A 19,342-nucleotide genomic window follows, 5' to 3' on the forward strand; every position below is an offset into this window, starting at 1 on the left:
GTCCCTCTCTAGCGTATATTTATAGATTTTCTAAAAAAAATACAACCATTTCGCTAGGAAATGATTGCTAAATTTTTAAATAGTATGCCCTGCTAGGCTTCCAGCTCGAACAGCTTCCGGGTGACCTCGGCAAGGCTCCTGTCAATCTCTTGAATCTCCTCATTCCGGCATACCCCGTTACGCTGATCAAGCAGACGGTCGATGTTGACACGCAAGCTCTCAATCTCCTGCTCAACCGCATCGGACTTGTAGAGACGCAGCATTTCGGCAAGCGAATGCCTGTGCTGATAGACCAGCTTGCTGCCCAGCGGCGTAACCTCAGAGATTCTGCGGACCGAGCCGTTCTCGTATACATACACCATGGTGAGGCCTTGATATATTCGATTTACCGTTCCGGTTCCCTTGTAGGTGACGAACAGCTTGCGGATTGCGTTATTCAGATGCGGGTTCACAATTCGGCAGGACAAGGTACATACGTAGATGCTGCCTCTTTGCTGGAAGGACAAATGAACCTCCTCGCCTCCCGCTTCCTCCAGGACGATTTCCTGTTCCCCGCCGCCCAGAATTTTCACCCGGTGGCTGATAAAGCAGGTATCGGCTGTAAGCAGAAACTGTTTCATTTGAAATTCCGTCATTTGCAAAGTCGCCTTCACATATTCTGTTGCCAATCTCTGAGCCATGACCATCCCTCAATTCTTTGTAACAGCCTTTAGCATGATTATACAATGAAGAGCAGCAGGTTTTCTCATCAGGGGGAACAGGATATAGACCGATAATTCATCTTATAACGGGAGAAAAGGATAAGAGCTGCGGAATACATATGTATTCCTCACTATTCTGTGAGTAATACGCGCTGATCCTATGGAATACGCATCACCGGGTTACCATTTAAGCTTCGGAAGGATCTTCCGGCTGCGCTTTATTTCCAGCATCTTCAATCTCCGGCTCTAGGACCGGCTCTTCTTCGGAAGCTTGATTATAACGCTCAATCAGCTCCCATAATTCATCTCTGCCGAGACCGATCTCGGAGGAAAAGGAAATGAAGTTATCGCCCGGCAGCACGCCCAGCTCCTGCTTCATAATCTTGATGTGCTTCGGCCAGCGGGTTTTGGGAATCTTGTCCGCTTTGGTAGCCACAACACACAGGGGCAGATCGTAATGCTTCAGCCAGTCGAACATCATCTTGTCATTGCCCGTAGGCGGGTGGCGGAGATCCACAATGAGCAGGACCAGCTTCAGAGTATCGCGCTCGGCCAGATATTTCTCGACCATTTTGCCCCAGGAGGCGCGTTGGGTTTTGGACACCTTCGCATAGCCGTAGCCCGGGAAGTCGACAAAATACATGCTTTCATTGACCCGGTAATAGTTCATATGCTGCGTTTTGCCCGGTGTGGAGCTGGTACGGGCCAGATTCTTGCGGTTGATCATCCGGTTGATCAGAGAAGACTTCCCGACGTTGGAGCGCCCTGCCAGAGCAATCTCCGGCAAGGCGTCAACAGGGTATTGATCAGGGCCTACGGCGCTGATGATGAATTCGGCATTGTTAACTTTCATAGGACTTCCTTTCTAATGCACACTACTCGGCGCTTCACTGCTGATTTCGTTATGATGTTCGACCAGTGCATGCTTCAGCACCTGATCCATATGGGAAACCGGCACGAACTCCACATCGCTGCGGACGCTCTCCGGGATGTCCTTCAAGTCGCGCTCGTTGTCCTTTGGCAGCAGGATTTTTTTGTATCCGGCCCGGTGGGCGGCAAGCGACTTCTCCTTCAGTCCGCCAATCGGCAGGACCCGGCCGCGCAGCGTTATCTCGCCGGTCATCGCCACATCCTTCGAGACATAACGTTTCGTAAGTGCAGAGATCAGCGCAGTTGCAATCGTAATTCCTGCAGACGGTCCGTCCTTTGGAATGGCGCCTTCGGGAATGTGGATGTGAATATCGTTCTTTTCATAAAAATCGGGTGCCAGTCCCAGTTCCTCGGCCTTCGAACGGGTATAGCTGAAGGCGGCCTGTGCCGATTCCTTCATCACGTCGCCCAGTTGACCCGTCAGGATCAGCTTGCCGGTTCCCTGGACCACTGTCACTTCGATGAGCAGCGTATCGCCGCCCACTTCCGTCCAGGCCAGTCCGGTAACTGTGCCGATCTGATCCTCCAGCTCCGCCATTCCGTAGCGGTACTTCGAAGCGCCAAGGTAATCCTTGACCTCAGCGGGAAGGATACTTACCTGCTCCTTCTCGCCCGATACGATAATCTTCGCGGCCTTGCGGCACAGCGCCGCGATCTGCTGTTCCAGATTGCGCACCCCGGATTCCCGGGTATACTCGCGGACAATTTTGAGCAGGGTATCGTCTTCAATGGACAGCTGCCCTTCCTCCAGCCCGTGGTTCTTGCGCTGCTTCGGCAGCAGGTAGCGGCTGGCAATCTGCAGCTTCTCCAGCTCCGTATAGCCGGGAATGAACAGCATCTCCATCCGGTCCAACAGGGGACGCGGAATGTTATGCACGGTATTTGCCGTTGTCACGAACATGACGTTCGAGAGGTCAAACGGCAGCTCGACGAAATGGTCGCTGAACGTGTTGTTCTGTTCGGGGTCCAGCACTTCCAGCAGCGCAGCCGACGGGTCGCCCCGGAAATCCGCCGCCATCTTGTCGATCTCATCCAGCAGGAACACCGGATTGATGCTCCCTGCGGTCTTCATCCCCTGGATGATCCGGCCGGGCATAGCACCTACATAGGTGCGGCGGTGGCCGCGGATCTCAGCTTCGTCACGCACGCCGCCCAGCGAGATACGCACGAACTTGCGGTTCAGCGAACGGGCGATGGAGCGCGCGAGCGAGGTTTTGCCGACGCCCGGAGGACCTACCAGACAGAGAATCGGCCCCTTCAGCTTCTTGACCAGCTTCTGCACTGCAAGATACTCCAGCACACGCTCCTTGGGCTTCTCCAGACCATAATGGTCCGCATCCAGCACCTGCTCTGCCTTCAGGATATCCAGGTCATCTTCGGTAGACTCGGTCCACGGCAGACTCAGCAGCATATCGACATAATTGCGGATCACGCCGCCTTCAGCCGAGCTTGCCGGCATTTTTTCGAGCCGGTCGATCTCTTTCTCAATCTTTTCCTTTACGCGTTCAGGCAGTTCCTTCTCTTCCATCAGGGTGCGCAGCTCATCGGCTTCGCCGGCCCGGCCTTCCTTGTCGCCAAGCTCCTTCTGGATCGCTTTCATTTGCTCACGGAGATAATACTCTTTCTGCGTCTTCTCCATCTGCTTCTTCACCCGCTGGTTGATCTTGCGTTCGAGTTCCAGCACCTCACGCTCATTGTTGAGGATATCCAGCAGCTTCTCCAGACGTTTGCTGACATCGATGGTCTCCAGGATCTCCTGCTTATCCTTGATCTTCAGCGCCAAATGGCTCGTAATGACGTCGGCCAGCCGGCCCGGCTCCTCGATATCCGATACGGCGGCGAGCGTTTCGGGAGTGACTTTTTTGGAGAGGCTGATGTAATGCTCGAACTGGTTCAGCACGGTGCGCATCAAGGCATCGCTCTGCTGGTCCACATCCTCTTCCTCAGGCAGCACACGCGCCATCACCTCGTAATACTCCTCGTTGTCCGTATAGTTAATAATTTCGGCCCGTTCCACGCCTTCCACAAGCACACGGATCGTTCCGTTGGGAAGCTTGAGCATCTGACGCACATTGGCGACCGTGCCGACCCGAAAAATATCTTCTTGTCCCGGCTCCTCGATATTCACTTCCGACTGGGAGCAGAGGAGAATCAGGTTATCTTCAACCATAGCTTTTTCCAGCGCCCGAACTGACTTCTCGCGTCCCACATCCAGGTGAAGAACCATGCTGGGATATACAAGAAGACCTCTAAGCGGCAATAAAGGAAAACGACGACCTTTGGATTTGCTTTGTATCATCGCTTTCGCACCTCCCATGGTTCTCAAGTAGTGTCATATGCTTCATTCTAACAAAAGCGGCTTCAAAACACCAACAGGCCAAGCCCTCCTGCTGCTTTCAGTCCATATAATCCGCTCTGCCAGACCTGTTTTATTATTCGCTGCTTATTCCCGGAATATGTCTGCACGCTCCTAATGCAAAAACAGGCCTCCGAGACACAACCAAATGGTGTGCCGGAAGCCTGCCGGGATATTACAGCTGCTGATCATAAAAGGAAACGTGGAGCAGCAGATGGCTAAGCGCCTTCAAGCTTGAATCAACCCGTTGCGCTGTCGCCGCTGGCATCCGCTTTCAGCAGCGAAGGAGCCGCCGAGAAGGTCTCGCCGGATACGGCCGGCAGGCGCACATCTGCAGTTTCAGCGCCGAACAGATGCCGGAACACTTCCTCCACCGTTTCCATCGGAATCACCTGCAGCGGGGCCAGATCGGCGAACAGCGACTGCCAGTTCTCTTTGGGAATCAATACCGTGGTGGCCCCTGCCTGGAAGGCTGCCTCCACTTTGGCAATTACGCCGCCTACCGGCTTCACCCGTCCGTGAATGCCGATCTCTCCGGTAATGGCTACGGTGTTATCCACCGGCAGATGCCGGATGGCAGAGACGATGGCCACCGCCATTGCCACCCCGGCGGAAGGGCCGTCTATCGGCGTTCCCCCCGGGAAGTTCACATGCAGATCATAGCGGTCCGGCTCCAGGTTCATGGCCCGGAGGACTGTCAGCACATTTTCGAGCGAGCCTTTGGCCATGCTCTTGCGCCGAATCGTTCGCGAGCCGCCGCGGGTCTCTTCTTCGTCCACCACTCCGGTCACATTAAGCCTTCCCTGCCCGCTTTTGGCAGGTGCGGCAGAAACCTCAATCTCAAGCAGCGTCCCCATGCCCGGACCATATACGGCCAGTCCATTGACCAGGCCAATCTGCGGGGAAGACGGAATCTTGCGCTCAGTGCGCATGGGCAGCTGGCTGCTGCTGGCTACCCACTCGACTTCAGCTGCACTCAGGGTATCCCGTCCTTCAGTTAATGCAAGTCCCGCTGCCAATTGGATCATGTTGACTGCCTCGCGGCCATTGGTAGCGTATTGCTGCACCACTTCAATGGCTTCGGGACTGGGCTTCAGCCCGATCTTCTGGACCGCATCGCGCCCGATGACGGCAATCTCCTCCGGCAGCAGCGGCCGGAAATAGATTTCCATACAGCGGGAACGCAGTGCCGGTGAAATTTCCTCCGGCGAACGCGTGGTGGCACCCACCAGCCGGAAATCGGCCGGCAGGCCATTTTGAAAAATATCGTGAATATACGCAGGTGTATTGCTGTCCTCGGAGTTGTAGTACGCACTCTCCAGCAGCACTTTACGGTCCTCCAGCACCTTCAGCAGCTTATTCATCTGAATCGGATGCAGCTCTCCAATCTCGTCCAGAAAAAGAATGCCGCCATGCGCCTTGGTTACCGCCCCCGGCTTCGGCTGCGGCACACCGGCCACGCCCATTGCCCCTGCTCCCTGATAGATCGGGTCATGCACGGAGCCAATCAGCGGATCGGCAATGCCGCGTTCGTCAAAACGGGCGGTGGTGGCATCAATCTCCGTAAATTTCGCATCGCTTTTGAAGGGGGAGAGCCCATTTTTTTTGGCTTCCTCCATTACCACGCGCGCAGCCGCCGTCTTGCCGACACCAGGCGGCCCGTAAATAATGACATGCTGCGGGTTGGCACTGCACAGTGCCGCTTTCAGGGCGCGCAGCCCGTCCTTTTGCCCCACGATATCTCCAATGGAAGCCGGACGCGTCTTCTCAGACAGCGGCTTGGTCAGGGAGATCATCCGCATTTTGCGCAGCTTGTCCAGCTCCTTGCGCGACTCCCGGTCCACCGCCGTTTTATTGGTCTTCTGTCCCCGCAGCAGATTCCAAAAATAAACGCCGATGACCAGCGCGAAAAAGAGCTGCACGATCATCAGCAATATACTTAATTCCATAGGTCATCCTCCTGTTCGCTTCAGTCTACCTGTCCTGTATTTGGCTACTACTAGGTAGTATAGCCTTTTCGGTCATTCGTAAACGCCTGCATACAGAATTATGCAAACGGAAATACTTAGCAGACAGAGTCATCGTTATGACTGAGCTGAATCAGGCGGATACACCTCAAGGGGGGCTGGGGGGCTGTCCGGTAAATGATAAAATAAAACGCCCCGCTCTCCTGCCGGTTATCCGGCGGGAGGACGGGACGTCCGCTTAAGATCTTATAATAGCTTACAGAACTCCGGATTCCGCTTCACTCTCGGGAATTATTGCTCTGTGTTGCCTGATTGCACCGCCGGTGCCAGCCCTGCATGCTTGCGGCCCGGAATTTCGCCGGTGGCTTCAAAATGAACAACGATCGCATCAATCTCCTTCTTCAGCTCGGAGACAAGTTCGGCTTCAGGCACCTTGCGGATCATCTGGCCGTAACGGAACAGCAGACCTTCCCCGCGCGCACCGGCAATACCTATGTCGGCTTCACGCGCCTCACCCGGGCCGTTAACCGCGCAGCCCAGCACGGATACCTTGATCGGCACCTTCAGGTTAGAGATATACTCTTCCACTTCATTAGCGATGGAGAAGAGGTCAATATCCAGCCGTCCGCAGGTCGGGCAGGAAATCAGCGTAGGCGCGTTAGAAATCAGACCGAAGGTCTTCAGCAGCTCACGGGCCACCTTTACCTCTTCCACCGGATCCGCACTGAGCGAGATCCGCACGGTGCTGCCGATGCCCATCGAGAGCAGCGCACCGATCCCGGCCGAGCTCTTCACTGTACCGGCAAACAGCGTGCCGGATTCGGTAATCCCCAGGTGCAGCGGGTAGGGAATCACTTCCGCGGCCTTGCGGTAGGCTTCGATGGCCATAGGGACATCAGAGGCTTTGAGGGATACGATGATATCATGGAAATCGAGTTCTTCCAAAATTCCGATATGGTACAGAGCGCTCTCTACCATGGCTTCCGGGGTCGGATAGCCGTATTTCTCCAGGAGATGGCTCTCCAGAGAACCGGCATTGACGCCGATACGGATCGGAATGCCTTTTTCCTTACAGGCTTTGACGACTGCTTCCACCTTGTCCCGGCGCCCAATATTGCCCGGATTGATGCGCACCTTGTCGATGCCGTTCTCTATCGCCAGCAAAGCCAGCTTATAATTAAAATGAATATCCGCCACCAGCGGAATATGAATCCGCGCCTTAATCTCCTTAATAGCTGCTGCCGCTTCTTCATTGTTGACCGTCACGCGTACAAGCTGACAGCCCGCTTCTTCCAGCCGCAGGATCTCGGCTACCGTTGCTTCGACATCAGCTGTTTTGGTTGTACACATGCTTTGAATAGCAACCTCGTTGTTTCCCCCAATAATAACCCCGCCAACATTGACGGGACGGGTCTGGTGTCTCAAGAACATGGTTTTCTCCCCCATAACGATCAAAGCTCCACCCTCCCCGCGCCATACAGGCGGTTGTAAGGTGGAGACAATGACTTGTATTGTTAATGACTGTATGGTGAAGGAAAGGGCTCTTAGGCGCTTTCCTCTTTTTTCTTGTCTTTCTTCAGGCTAAGTTCAGGCAGGGACTTCTCCTGCACCACCTGTTCCGTAATGACACAGTCTTTGATGTCATCACGTGAAGGCACCTCATACATTACATCGAGCATAATGCTCTCAATAATGGCACGCAAGCCACGGGCACCCGTGTTGCGTTTGATGGCTTCCTTGGCAATGGCCTCAAGAGCGAGCGGCTCAAACTTCAGCGCTACATTGTCCATTTCCAGCAGCTTGATATACTGCTTGGTGAGTGCATTCTTCGGTTCCGACAGAATCCGGACCAGCGTATTCTCATCAAGCGGCTCCAGTGTCGAGATGACCGGCAAACGGCCGACAAACTCGGGGATCAGACCGAACTTGAGCAGGTCTTCCGGCAATACCATGGACAGATATTCGCCAGTCTTCAGGTCCTTCTGTCCTTCTACTGCCGCATTGAAACCGATGACCTTTTTGCCGATACGGCGTTTGATCATTTGTTCCAGGCCGTCAAAAGCCCCGCCGACGATAAACAGAATATTCGTGGTGTCGATCTGAATGAATTCCTGATGCGGATGCTTGCGTCCGCCTTGTGGAGGTACAGAAGCTACAGTGCCTTCAAGAATCTTCAGCAGAGCCTGCTGCACGCCTTCACCGGAAACGTCACGTGTAATGGACGGATTCTCGGATTTGCGGGCTACTTTGTCAATTTCATCAATATAGATAATGCCGCGTTCTGCTTTTTCCACATCATAATCAGCAGCCTGAATCAGCTTCAGCAGGATGTTCTCTACATCCTCACCCACATACCCCGCTTCCGTAAGGGAAGTGGCATCTGCGATGGCAAAAGGAACGTTAATAATCTTCGCCATGGTCTGCGCCAAGAGTGTTTTACCGGAGCCGGTTGGACCGAGAAGCAGAATGTTGCTCTTCGTCAGCTCCACATCTTCGATCTTGCTCTGGCTGTTGACACGTTTGTAGTGATTGTATACGGCTACGGAAAGCGATTTCTTCGCTTGCTCCTGGCCGATGACGTATTGATCAAGGATGTCGCGGATTTCCTTCGGCTTCGGAATATCCTTCAGATCCAGCTCTTCCTCATGGCCGAGCTCCTCTTCCACGATTTCCGTGCACAGCTCGATGCATTCATCACATATATAAACGCCAGGTCCTGCTACAAGCTTGCGAACCTGCTCTTGGGATTTGCCGCAAAAGGAACATTTCAGCTGCCCTTTTTCATCATTAAATTTAAACATCTTACCACCCCTTTAAGATTTGATCGGTGAAGAGAGCACCTGGTCAATCAGCCCGTATTCCTTCGCTTCTTCCGCGCTCATGAAGTTATCGCGGTCTGTGTCCCGTTCGATTTTTTCAAGGGGCTGACCTGTGCGATCTACATATATTTGATTCAGCTTCTGTCTCGTTTTCAGAATCCAGTCGGTATGAATCCAGATATCGGATGCCTGCCCCTGAACGCCGCCGAGCGGTTGGTGAATCATCACTTCACTGTTGGCGAGTGCGTATCTTTTGCCTGGAGCCCCTGCCGTAAGCAACAGCGATCCCATGCTTGCCGCCATGCCCACACAGATCGTCGAGACATCCGGCTTGATGTATTGCATCGTATCATATATACCCATGCCGGCTGTCACAGAACCACCGGGCGAGTTGAGGTACAGGTGAATGTCTTTTTCGGGGTCATCTGCTGCCAGGAACAGCAATTGGGCAATGACCAGATTGGCGACATCATCGTCAATCGCACTGCTTAGGAAGATGATGCGATCCTTGAGCAATCTGGAATAGATATCGTATGACCGTTCTCCCCGACTTGTTGATTCTACAACCATTGGTACCAGACTCATGCCACCAACCTCTTTTCTCTGTACAGATTAGTCTTTCCGTTTCAGAAATATTTTAACACGTTCAAGGCGCGATGTCATTTTTTCACTTCTGCACCGTATCGCATTGTACATGTGCCTGCCATTATAGCGCAAATCCCATGATAATGCCAATCACTCTGACTGTGACTATGTATCGTATTCGTTCTCCGTCGATAAAAAATAAGGCACGTAAAGAAATTACGTGCCTTATCTATGTTTATGGAGGCCGCCTATCTGGCCGTTCTAGATGGAGTCCAGCCTCCGAAAAGGATTATTCAGCGCTTGCTTCTTCTGGTGCAGCTTCTTCTTGTGTAGCTGGAGCTTCAACTTCTACACTGTTCTCCACGAGGAAATCAATGGTCTTGCGCAGCGAAATTTCATCGTTCAAGCTGCTCAGGGAACCGTTGGCTGCCAGAATGCTGCGGATTTCTTCAGGAGTACGTTTGAAGGATTCAGCCATAGAAGCGAGTTCTGCATTCACTTCTTCTTCGGAAACCTCAATGTTCTCTGCCTTTGCGATAACTTCCAGAACCAGATTGTTGCGGACGCGTTTTTCAGCATCGCCCTTCATCTGAAGCTCCAGATCTTCACGGGTCTGGCCGGAGAAGCTCAGGAACATATCCATGTTCATACCCTGCTGGCGCAGACGGTTATCGAAATCACGAACCATGTTGGCTACTTCACTTGCGATCATGGCATCAGGAATTTCAACTTCGGCATTAGCTGCCGCTGCGTCAACTACCGCAGTTTCACGTGCGCCTTTGAGTTCTTCCTGCTTGCGGGATTCGAGCTGTGCTTTCAGATCTGCTTTGTATTCTTCAAGCGTATCGAATTCACTTACATCCTTCGCAAATTCGTCGTCCAGCTCAGGAAGCTGTTTGCGTTTGATTTCGTGTACTTTTACTTTGAATACTGCCGCTTTGCCGGCAAGGTTCTCAGCATGGTAAGCCTCTGGGAAAGTCACTTCAACATCCTTGAAGTCTCCTGTAGACATGCCCACAACCTGCTCTTCAAAACCTGGAATGAAGGAATTGCTTCCCAGCTCCAGGGAGTGGCGTTCTGCCTGGCCGCCTTCGAATTGCACGCCATCCACAGATCCGTCAAAGTCAATCACAGCAATGTCGCCGTTAGCTGCGGGCTCGTCATCAACCACAACAAGCTCAGCATGACGCTCCTGCAGACGCTTCAATTCAGCGTTCAGCTCATCTTCCGTAATTTCAGCCTTCTGAGCCGGAACTTCGAGACCTTTGTACTGGCCCAGTACCACTTCAGGCTTAACGGTTACCTTAGCTTTGAAGATGAATGGCTGGCCTTTGGCAAATTGCTCAATATCCACTTCAGGACGGTCTACAGGGAAGATATCGGTTTCTTCAACCGCTTCACCGTAAGCTTCCGGAAGAAGAATGTCGATGGCATCCTGGTACAGGCTTTCCACACCAAAACGGGATTCAAAAATCGGCCGCGGCACTTTGCCTTTGCGGAAACCAGGCACGTTGGCTTTCTTCACTACTTTATTAAAAGCTTTGTCGAGCGCTGCAGCTACGCGTTCTGCTCCTACTTCGACTTCTAGAACTCCAAGGTTCTTCTCTATTTTTTCCCAGGTTGCTTTCATATTATACTTTTCCCTCCAAAAATAGGTTACATGTTTTCTTTAAAAAAATTCACGTAATTCACGCACAGAATAACCATTATATTATATACAACATTACTTCATTTATCAAGTAGAGAACTCTTTACAAATCCTTTGAGAGAGCGGTAAGCCCCCTCGAATTGAAAGCGCATGCTGCCCGTGATTCCGTACATGGCCCGCGTTTCCTCTTCCTGCCGCGTTCCGTTCAGGCTCTCGGACACCATCTGGTGCAGCGCACCGGCCCAGATATCCAGCTGCTCGTCCTCTCCCTCCAGAAGCTTGCGGTACTCCGCTGAGCCGTAGACCGACATCATGAACTGACCCCACAGCTCCTGTGCAAAATAATACAGCGTCGGCTCATGCACTTCCGCCTGTTCGGCCACCCGCTCCAGCACCTGGCCCACCTGCGGCGGAAATTCTTCATTCGTCAGCGGCACCTTCTCAATCTCGACATCTGCGACTTCCCCTCCGCGCTTAAGTCCGATGGTGCCCTGCGCTCCCCGGCGGCGGAGTGTCTGCAGCGTGCGGAACTGCAAAAGCGGGTGAACCGCTGCCTGCTCCAGCCAGCCTATAAGCGCCTCGTCAACTTGTCCCCCTTCCAGATAGGACAGCTGCTCAAGCGCGAGTATCGTCGACTCTGATAAAGGCTCGTTCATGACCTTCTTCAGCAGCTTGTCAGGATAATCCGCATCCTCTTCAAGCTTCGACTTGGCCAAAATCCGGGCCATGTCCTCTTCCTTCAGATCCTGCTCACTCCCGGAGGGTTCCCTGTCTCCCTCCGCGTCACGGGATGCATAGGGGAAGGCAGCCTCCAGCCAGTCCAGCAGCGACTGCCATTCCTGATAGTGCCGCTCGTCCTGGCCCTGGCATTGCAGCAAAAACCGCAGCAGTTCCATCGCTTCCCCGTAACGTTCACTCTCCAGCATTACCGTTAACTGGATCTGGTAGTAATCCAGCGTCTTCGGAAACAGCACGATATTCTCTTTGGCGGGGGAATTCGAATGATTAATGAGGGCACCTCCTTTTCTCCGAACCATGATCAATTGTAGATTATAGCATATCCCACTGCGGTTTCAAAAAAACAGGTTGAAAAAGTTATCTACATATGGTAACATAATTTTTGCTTGCTTTTCAGTAATGCTCTTATGTCCCGGTAGCTCAGCTGGATAGAGCATGCGCCTTCTAAGCGCACGGTCGGGGGTTCGAATCCCTCCCGGGACGTCACCTGACAGCCTCCCTTCGGGGAGGCTGTTTGTGCGTCCGGGGGATGAGAACCCGGGGGCGGGTTCGTTGGAGCATTCGCTTCGGGAGCTTCCGCTTCGCAATCAGCCGCTTGCCGGCTGCATCCCTCCCGGGACGTCACCTGGCAGCCTCCCTTCGGGGAGGCTGTTTGTGCGTCCGGGGGATGAGAACCCGGGCGCGGGTTCGTTGGAGCATTCGCTTCGGGAGCTTCCGCTTCGCAATCAGCCGCTTGCCGGCTGCATCCCTCCCGGGACGTCACCTGGCAGCCTCCCTTCGGGGAGGCTGTTTGTGCGTCCGGGGGATGAGAACCCGGGGGCGGGTTCGTTGGAGCATTCGCTTCGGGAGGGCCCGCTTCGCAATCAGCCGCTTGCGGGCTGCATCCCTCCCGGGACGTCACCTGGCAGCCTCCCTTCGGGGAGGCTGTTTGTGCGTCCGGGGGATGAGAACCCGGGCGCGGGTTCGTTGGAGCATTCGCTTCGGGAGGGCCCGCTTCGCAATCAGCCGTAGGCTGCATCCCTCCCGGGACGTCACCTGACAGCCTCCCCTCGGGGAGGCTGTTTGTCGTCGGAGGCAACAAGACGCTGATCAATGGGTTATAAACAATTCTATTGCATTCTCTGCAATAGAATCGTTCAAATTGACGCTCGATGCGCATTCTATTGTATTTCATACAGTAGAAATTACCGATTCGGCTTCAAAATGGACGAAACGTATTTTTCTATTGCAGATAATACAGCAGAAATGAAACAAGCCGGATTTTTAGCTCAAACAATTGCAGAAAAGAGTCAATTTCATAATTCAGTTTGCTGAATAGCAAGACTCGGCCAAAATCTAAGGTCATTTTTTAAAAAATCAGGCCACTTGCTGGGAGTTGCGTAACCGCTGGTTTAACTTGTCTAGCGCAAACTTGCTGAGATTGTAAGCTAGTGTACTGAGCTGGAAATCAACTCTTGCCCGGACGCCGCGGTGACGCGTACGTTTCATGCCAAAATACTCTTTAAGATATGCAAAAACTCGCTCCACTGCCGTACGCTTCTTGTACAGCTCTGTAAAGCTCTCGCTACCTCTTGCGGGATAGGTGTGCTTGCGTAAATCCGTTTGTATGCGGATTTTAAACACCTTTTGGCAGCCGGAACCGGAAAGTGGACAGTCTTTGCACTGGCTCGGCTGGGTATACTTCAGCGTTTCGTACTTGGCATCAAAACTGTCGTAGCGGTAGGTATGCCCCTGTGAGCATACGGGATTGTAGTCCGAGTTCATTCCCTTGGGCGGCTCTTTGTGGTGAATCATTGGAATCGTAGGATAGGCGCCTAACGAATGAATCAACTGGTAGATGGCTGCGCTGTCGTACCCTTTGTCTCCCAAGACATGCTTTACGTTTAACCTAGGAAACTTCAGGAGCAGGCCTTTGAGAAGGATAACCGCCATGCGCTGGTCATTCAAATTCGCCGAACTCCATAAGCCACTAAGAATATACTGACAGTCCGCATCGACCAGCAGATTTGCCTTGAACCCGTAATAACTGGTAAGTCTACCTTTCGCATTTTTCTTGTCACAACGCGCGGCATGCCGGGGTAATGCTGCAAGCAATTCATCGTACGTGTAGGGCAGCATCTGTTCAATGGTTTTCTCAAACGGTCCTAGGCTCTCTTCATAAGCTTCCCGTTCCTTGCGCCGACGTTCCTTTTCTTCAGCAGAAGGACGTCCAGGCGGGTAGACGGGTTTTTTGGGCCGCTCGTCCACAGGCTCGGACTCGGGCTCGGTGAGTTCTAGCTGCAGCTGCTGAGCCACCGGAGCATCACTTGGCTTTTTAGCACGGCGGGCCGCGCGGCGTTTGGATGCAGCTTCGCTAAATAGGCTATCCCAAGCCTCAACGATAGAGGAATCCAAAGCGAGATGCATACCCGTAACGAACTCTTCCTCCAGGGCGGACAGCACCAGAGTATCCTGAAGGTCCTCGAGCATGCCCGTTTGCTCAAGCACATGAATCAAACGGGAGTACGAGGCTTCGCTCGGGATGCGGTTGGAACCGGTGAACCGGCACTGCACCCGAAATTCCTCGCTGAATCGAAGTCGCCGGACCAACGCGGATACAAACTCGATGCCCTCCATTTTTGCGATGAGCAGCGAGTAGATCATCGCGGGTACGTTTAGTTCTTCCGGCCGCCCACGGTTGTTCTTTTTTCCAAGCGCGTGCAAGACCGGAGCGAGATTTAAGTGTTCAAAGATCTGACTGTATTTATCTTCCGGTCGCATCAGCAACAAATCCTCAAAGGAAAACAGCTCTTCTTGCCGAATAGAATACATGGGGATTACCTCTTTTCATTCTCGGATGTTGGTTTGGTCACCTATATCTTCGAGATTTGGGGAGGTACTCCCTTTTCTATGCTCAAAAAAACCAATCCTAGCAAGGGTTTTGAATTATGAAATTGTCTCGAAAATGCAATAGATTCGCCTTCCGGGCGGCTACAAGGCAATGCCGAGAGCATGCGCCCTTCCATGCGCAATAGATCCACTAGAGAACTGTCGAAATTTGTAGCATGTATGGAATTCTTTCATTTTAGTATTATCAACAATTTTAAGCAATTGTATATTTTCCGTAAACTAAACCGGGTGCCGCCCCTTTATCAAGGACGGCACCCGGTTCAAGAAAAACAGATAACTTCAGCTGTTCAGCGTCCCCGGCGACGTCCGAGCCACAGCGGGAAGCGGAACATAAAATTGATCAGCAGCACTACAAACACCAGCACAGCCGCAGATTTGTCGGCAATCTGCCGCGCATCCTCCACGATGGCCTCAGACTGCACATACCACAGATGCACTGCCAGCGTCTCACCCGGCGAGAACAGATTGAAATCCCACATCTCTCCCGAGGTGCTGAGACCCGCCGTCAGAATAATAACAGCCGACTCGCCGAAGGCGCGTCCGGCCACAAGACAGACACCCGTCACAATCGCCGGCATGGCTACCGGCAACACCACCTTGCGGATGACATGGAACTTGGTCATCCCGAGGGCATAGCCGGCCTCACGGATCTCTCCGGGAACGGCGCGCACCGCTTCTTCCGTGACCCGGGCCAGCATAGGCAGGTTGAGCAGCGCCAGGCTGACTCCCCCGCCGAGAATGGTCAGTCCCACGTTGAAGTATTCGGCGAAGATGGCGAGGCCGAGCAGCCCGAATACAATAGAAGGAACCGAGGACAACGACTCTACGCAGATGCGCAGCGCGCCGGTAAAGCGGTTGTCCGGCGCATATTCCGCCATATAAATCCCGGCTCCGATACCGATCGGAATCGAAATCAGCAGAGAGATGAACAGAATATAGAAGGAGTTGAACAGCACCGGGCCAATGCCGCCTCCGGCATCGATTTCCTCCGGCTGCTTGATCAGGAAGTCCGGTCTCAGCGAAGGCAGACCTTTGCTCAGAATGGTGAAGAGCAGCCAGAAAATCAGCAGCATGACCAGAGCGCCCAAAGTGTAAAAAGCGATGTTTGCGATTTTATTGTTCCGCTGGGAACGGGCCGTATGGCGGGTACGGGTGAAATTCATGCCGCATCCCTCCTTTTCCGGCCTAATATGCGGATGATGAGGATCAGCACAAACGAAATTAACAGCAGCAGAAAGGCCATCATATGCAGCGCATAGTTCCAGGTGGAGTCAAATTCGACATTGGAGATTTGCATCACGATGTTGCTGGTCAGCACCGAAGATGGTGTGAACAGTGACTTGGCCAGCTGCGGCGTGTTGCCGATCACCATGACCACGGCCATCGTCTCGCCGACTGCACGGGTCATGCCCAGAATAACTGCAGAGATAATGCCTCTGCTGGCCGCGGGCAGAACAACACGCATAATAACCTGCAGGCGGGTGGAGCCGAGGGCATAGGCTGCATCGCGGTATTTGCGCGGAACGGCAACGATGGCATCATCGCTGATCCGGCAAATGGTCGGGAGCACCATCAAGGCAAGCACAAGCGCAGCAGCAAGCAGGCCATCCCCGAGCCCCTCACCGCTGACTCTGCGCAGAAAAGGCAATAACACGGTCAGCCCCAGATAGCCGTATACAATAGAAGGAATGCCGACCAGCAAATCGAGCACCGGCCGGATAAAGCTAGTGAGCCATTTCGGAGCGATCTCCGCACAGAGCACAGCCATTCCCACCGAGACTGGCACCGCGATGAGCAGCGTCAGGGCTGTCAGCGATAATGTATTTACAATAAAGGCAGCGGCGCCAAAGGCTTCCTCTTCCGGGCTCCAGTTGAACGAGAAGAAGAAATCCAGCGGCGAGATGTTGTCGAATAGAAGCAGCGCCGTTTTGCCGATGAATACAATGACAAGTCCAAGCACCAGACAAAGTGCAAGGATGCTGAACAGAAAATAATAACGAAACATGGTGTTGCTGAACAAGTGCCTGTTGTGGCGTTTGGCGCTTATGCCGCCTTCTGCAAGGCTGCCCTTCTGTGCCCTCGATGCCAGGTTCTGGACCGGTGCCCCCATACTTTCCCTCCTGTAAGCGGCCACCCCCGCATGATATCGGAGCTGGCCGCTGTTACCGTTCAATATATGTTTATGATCCCTAGAGACTTACACTTAACCCTTCATTGCAGCAATCGGAATGAATTTAAGCTTCTTCAAAGAACCGTTCTGGAACTTTTTGCTCTGCACATAATCAATGAATTCCTTGGTTGCGCCGGTAGGCTGGCCTTTAGTCATGTAGTAGCCGTAAGCCCAAATCTTGTACGAACCGTTAATGACATTATCTGTAGTTGCTGCCACACCGTTGAATTTCACAGCCTTGATGTCGCTGCCGCTTACATAGACAAGGTCAATGTAGCCGATGGCGTTAGGAGTTGTAGCAACAGCTGTTTTCATGTCACCGCTTGAGCCGGTTTCCTTGTAATTCTTCTCTTTCTTCACGATATCTCCGCCAGCCAGGGCCTTGGCCTGGTAGTTGACACGGGTACCGGAACCGAAGGCGCGGGTAACTACTACAATGCTGGCATCCGATCCGCCGACTTCTTTCCAGTTGGTGATTTTACCGGAGTAAATACCTTGCAGCTGTTCTGTGGTCAGGTTGTCTACACCTACATTTTTGTTGACGATGGTGGCAAAAGGAATAACGGCTACCTTGTTGGCCACTTGTCCGTCAAAAGCTTTGAAACCGGGAACGTCGATGCTGGCATCCCAGTCGCATGCGCCGATGTCGGCAATGCCCTTCTTCACAGCCTGCGGTCCGGTTACAGAACCTTTACCGGAAGCGGCGATTTTGACTTTCGGGTGCAGCTTCTGGAATTCCTTGGCGGCCTGCAGGGTCAGCGGAAGCAGTGCAGTCGATCCGTTGACGGTAATTTTACCTTTTAGAGAGTCAGCTGCGGCCGCGATTCCGGCAAAAGATGCAGTTACTGCGATGACAGCGGTCAATGCTGTGACTGTTAATTTTTTGAAAACCTTCATGAATAATTTCTCCTCTCGGCGATTGCGCCGTTATATTGTGTAGGTTATGCCTTAGTCGGTTGATCTCGAGAGCTGGAGAGCTTTGCCGCTCTGAATTGCCAGCACCTTGCCGTCGCTGATAACAGCGAGCTTGCTGCCGTCTTTCGATACCGCTACTTCCGAAACATCTTCGGTGGAGTGGAACAGCACAGTTTTACCGCCGCTGCCGTCGATGGAATAGACAGATGTGCTTCCGTCTGCCGCGATACCGGAAACGATCAAGCCTGAAGCTATACCAGTAACCCATGTTGGTTCAACGTCAAGGGCGATGCTGCTGATGGTGCCGTCCGTCCCAATGGATTTTAGCGTATTGGCTGCATTGCCGTCCGGATCAGCGCTCAGGTACACCACGCTGCCATTCGCCAGAATTTCCGGATACAGCTTGTTGTCCAGTGCTGTGGTCAGGGCTGCAGGCTTCGCATCTTTGGCGGCAAGGTCCAGCTTATAGATCTGCTCCCCAGCTTTGCTGAAGTCTACGGTAAGTGAATCTTCGGTGCTGTCGGCATCATTTTTAGCCACGCCTGTTACGTTCACAATGTACACGGCACTTTTGGCATCGGAAGACAGACGCAGCTCTGATTTGTTCTCTACCTTGTCTTCAAGCACTGCTTTGACGACTCCGGTCTCCACGGAGATTTGAGCAATCTTCTCCTGCTTGTCCCCCTGGATGAAGTAGATTGTCTTGCCGTCCGCCGACCAGACCAGATCTGTTTTCACGCTGGTGTCGGTCCCGAGGGAAGAGATGGCTCCACTGGCGAGATTGATCAGCTTGAGCTGGCCTGTCTCATCGGTGAACGCGCCCCATTTCTGATCGGTAGAAACCGCGAAATCCGATGCGCTGCTATTGGAAGAGAAAATTTCATAATCGCCAGGGTAAGCGTTGAATTTGAAAAGCTGGGCGGTTTCGGAATCGCTTTTGTTCGCAATGATGCTTCCGTCTGCATTCCAATGAAGGGTATCGAACTGCCCTTCCGGACGGGCAAAGCTCAGAATGGTCTGGTCTTCAGCCTGTAGTTCTCCGCCAAGGGCAGTAACCAGCTTGGTCAGCTCTACGTAGGCCTTGCCATTATAAATTACAGGAGCAACGGTGAACTGCTGTGCCGCACCATCCACTTGATAACCTTTTGCACCTGCCTTAATGATTACATTATGTAGTCCTTTGCTGTCGTTCAGTTCAAAACCGCTGCTGCTTAAGATCAGCTTGGCTCCAAGCTCACCGGCCACCTGATTCAGCGAATACAGCTTGTAACCGCCGCTGTTAATGGTACTGAGTGCAACCGGCGTTCCGTTCACAGACCAGGTCATGCTGCTTTCCTTGACTGATGCAGTATTTACGGCGGCTGCATTAGCGCTGCTGCTTGTTGCCGCAATACTTCCCGCTCCTCCTGCAACGAGAATTGCTGAAGCTAAAGCCGCGCTGAACCATTTACTATTTCTCAATTAGACTCACCCTTTTCCTATAGGTAACTGCTAATGCTATTTTCATCTACGAATGTCAATTCTGTTCGAGAGGAATGTTATGGAAATATTAACTGATGATGAATGGCGTACAGCTTGCATCAAAAAAAGACCGCCCCTGAAATATCAGAGTCGGCCTCAAGGT

The 19,342-nt window shown here is 52.8% G+C and carries 15 protein-coding genes and 1 tRNA gene; 2 read left to right on the forward strand and 14 right to left on the reverse strand.

The window, feature by feature from the left end; genetic code table 11:
- Positions 1–92: 92 nt before the first annotated feature.
- The 9 genes from PRIO_RS26930 to PRIO_RS26970 all read right to left on the reverse strand — a co-directional run bounded on the left by PRIO_RS26930 (position 93) and on the right by PRIO_RS26970 (position 12,043).
- Entirely contained in the window at positions 93–680 is a 588-nt protein-coding gene (locus PRIO_RS26930) for a hypothetical protein (protein WP_020430239.1), read from the reverse strand.
- 208 nt (positions 681–888) lie between these two features.
- Positions 889–1,554, reverse strand: a complete 666-nt coding sequence (gene yihA, locus PRIO_RS26935; RefSeq protein WP_020430241.1) for a ribosome biogenesis GTP-binding protein YihA/YsxC — start codon at positions 1,552–1,554, stop codon at positions 889–891.
- A gap of 12 nt (positions 1,555–1,566) precedes the next feature.
- The gene (gene lon / locus PRIO_RS26940; RefSeq protein WP_046505538.1) at positions 1,567–3,930 is read right to left on the reverse strand and encodes an endopeptidase La; all 2,364 of its coding nucleotides are present in this window, start codon (positions 3,928–3,930) and stop codon (positions 1,567–1,569) included.
- A 296-nt stretch (positions 3,931–4,226) separates the two neighbouring features.
- Positions 4,227–5,936 carry an ATP-dependent protease LonB gene (gene lonB, locus PRIO_RS26945; RefSeq protein ID WP_046505542.1) on the reverse strand — a complete coding sequence of 570 codons (1,710 nt, stop codon included), beginning with the start codon at positions 5,934–5,936 and terminating at the stop codon, positions 4,227–4,229.
- A gap of 309 nt (positions 5,937–6,245) precedes the next feature.
- Positions 6,246–7,385, reverse strand: a complete 1,140-nt coding sequence (gene ispG, locus PRIO_RS26950; protein WP_039789803.1) for a flavodoxin-dependent (E)-4-hydroxy-3-methylbut-2-enyl-diphosphate synthase — start codon at positions 7,383–7,385, stop codon at positions 6,246–6,248.
- A gap of 113 nt (positions 7,386–7,498) precedes the next feature.
- Entirely contained in the window at positions 7,499–8,755 is a 1,257-nt protein-coding gene (clpX, locus tag PRIO_RS26955) for an ATP-dependent protease ATP-binding subunit ClpX (RefSeq protein ID WP_020430248.1), read from the reverse strand.
- A 12-nt stretch (positions 8,756–8,767) separates the two neighbouring features.
- Positions 8,768–9,358 carry an ATP-dependent Clp endopeptidase proteolytic subunit ClpP gene (gene clpP, locus PRIO_RS26960; protein ID WP_039838062.1) on the reverse strand — a complete coding sequence of 197 codons (591 nt, stop codon included), beginning with the start codon at positions 9,356–9,358 and terminating at the stop codon, positions 8,768–8,770.
- A 289-nt stretch (positions 9,359–9,647) separates the two neighbouring features.
- A complete protein-coding gene (gene tig / locus PRIO_RS26965; protein WP_020430251.1) occupies positions 9,648–10,988 on the reverse strand; it encodes a trigger factor in 1,341 nt (446 codons plus the stop codon).
- A 98-nt stretch (positions 10,989–11,086) separates the two neighbouring features.
- Positions 11,087–12,043, reverse strand: a complete 957-nt coding sequence (locus tag PRIO_RS26970) for a hypothetical protein (protein ID WP_046505546.1) — start codon at positions 12,041–12,043, stop codon at positions 11,087–11,089.
- A gap of 110 nt (positions 12,044–12,153) precedes the next feature.
- On the opposite strand from PRIO_RS26970, the gene PRIO_RS26975 reads away from it, so the two are divergent.
- A tRNA-Arg gene (locus PRIO_RS26975) sits at positions 12,154–12,227 on the forward strand.
- Positions 12,228–12,260: 33 nt separating this feature from the next.
- A complete protein-coding gene (locus tag PRIO_RS26980; protein WP_046505548.1) occupies positions 12,261–12,755 on the forward strand; it encodes a hypothetical protein in 495 nt (164 codons plus the stop codon).
- A 345-nt stretch (positions 12,756–13,100) separates the two neighbouring features.
- Here the strand turns inward: PRIO_RS26980 and PRIO_RS26985 are convergent, their stop codons facing one another.
- The 5 genes from PRIO_RS26985 to PRIO_RS27005 all read right to left on the reverse strand — a co-directional run bounded on the left by PRIO_RS26985 (position 13,101) and on the right by PRIO_RS27005 (position 19,179).
- Positions 13,101–14,555, reverse strand: coding sequence for a transposase (locus tag PRIO_RS26985; protein WP_046501121.1), 1,455 nt, complete (start codon positions 14,553–14,555; stop codon positions 13,101–13,103).
- A gap of 365 nt (positions 14,556–14,920) precedes the next feature.
- Positions 14,921–15,796, reverse strand: a complete 876-nt coding sequence (gene pstA, locus PRIO_RS26990) for a phosphate ABC transporter permease PstA (protein WP_020427192.1) — start codon at positions 15,794–15,796, stop codon at positions 14,921–14,923.
- Positions 15,793–16,743: a phosphate ABC transporter permease subunit PstC gene (pstC, locus tag PRIO_RS26995; RefSeq protein ID WP_020427191.1), complete on the reverse strand. Its 951-nt coding sequence runs from the start codon at positions 16,741–16,743 to the stop codon at positions 15,793–15,795. The genes pstA and pstC overlap by 4 nt, the downstream gene beginning before the upstream one ends.
- A gap of 93 nt (positions 16,744–16,836) precedes the next feature.
- On the reverse strand, positions 16,837–17,700 hold the full coding sequence (locus tag PRIO_RS27000) for a phosphate ABC transporter substrate-binding protein (protein WP_020427190.1): 864 nt from the start codon (positions 17,698–17,700) through the stop codon (positions 16,837–16,839).
- Between the two features lie 51 nt (positions 17,701–17,751).
- Positions 17,752–19,179 carry a stalk domain-containing protein gene (locus PRIO_RS27005; RefSeq protein ID WP_020427189.1) on the reverse strand — a complete coding sequence of 476 codons (1,428 nt, stop codon included), beginning with the start codon at positions 19,177–19,179 and terminating at the stop codon, positions 17,752–17,754.
- Between the last annotated feature and the right edge of the window lie 163 nt (positions 19,180–19,342).

The organism is Paenibacillus riograndensis SBR5 (assembly GCF_000981585.1).
GTDB classification, from domain to species: Bacteria; Bacillota; Bacilli; order Paenibacillales; family Paenibacillaceae; genus Paenibacillus_AQ; species Paenibacillus_AQ riograndensis.

Bases quoted from the DNA above. Each gene is read 5' to 3' on its own strand.
- PRIO_RS26930 (WP_020430239.1), bottom strand. From the start codon at position 680: ATGGCTCAGAGATTGGCAACAGAATATGTGAAGGCGACTTTGCAAATG.
- yihA (WP_020430241.1), bottom strand. From the start codon at position 1,554: ATGAAAGTTAACAATGCCGAATTCATCATCAGCGCCGTAGGCCCTGAT.
- lon (WP_046505538.1), bottom strand. From the start codon at position 3,930: ATGATACAAAGCAAATCCAAAGGTCGTCGTTTTCCTTTATTGCCGCTT.
- lonB (WP_046505542.1), bottom strand. From the start codon at position 5,936: ATGGAATTAAGTATATTGCTGATGATCGTGCAGCTCTTTTTCGCGCTG.
- ispG (WP_039789803.1), bottom strand. From the start codon at position 7,385: ATGTTCTTGAGACACCAGACCCGTCCCGTCAATGTTGGCGGGGTTATT.
- clpX (WP_020430248.1), bottom strand. From the start codon at position 8,755: ATGTTTAAATTTAATGATGAAAAAGGGCAGCTGAAATGTTCCTTTTGC.
- clpP (WP_039838062.1), bottom strand. From the start codon at position 9,358: ATGAGTCTGGTACCAATGGTTGTAGAATCAACAAGTCGGGGAGAACGG.
- tig (WP_020430251.1), bottom strand. From the start codon at position 10,988: ATGAAAGCAACCTGGGAAAAAATAGAGAAGAACCTTGGAGTTCTAGAA.
- PRIO_RS26970 (WP_046505546.1), bottom strand. From the start codon at position 12,043: ATGGTTCGGAGAAAAGGAGGTGCCCTCATTAATCATTCGAATTCCCCC.
- PRIO_RS26985 (WP_046501121.1), bottom strand. From the start codon at position 14,555: ATGTATTCTATTCGGCAAGAAGAGCTGTTTTCCTTTGAGGATTTGTTG.
- pstA (WP_020427192.1), bottom strand. From the start codon at position 15,796: ATGAATTTCACCCGTACCCGCCATACGGCCCGTTCCCAGCGGAACAAT.
- pstC (WP_020427191.1), bottom strand. From the start codon at position 16,743: ATGGGGGCACCGGTCCAGAACCTGGCATCGAGGGCACAGAAGGGCAGC.
- PRIO_RS27000 (WP_020427190.1), bottom strand. From the start codon at position 17,700: ATGAAGGTTTTCAAAAAATTAACAGTCACAGCATTGACCGCTGTCATC.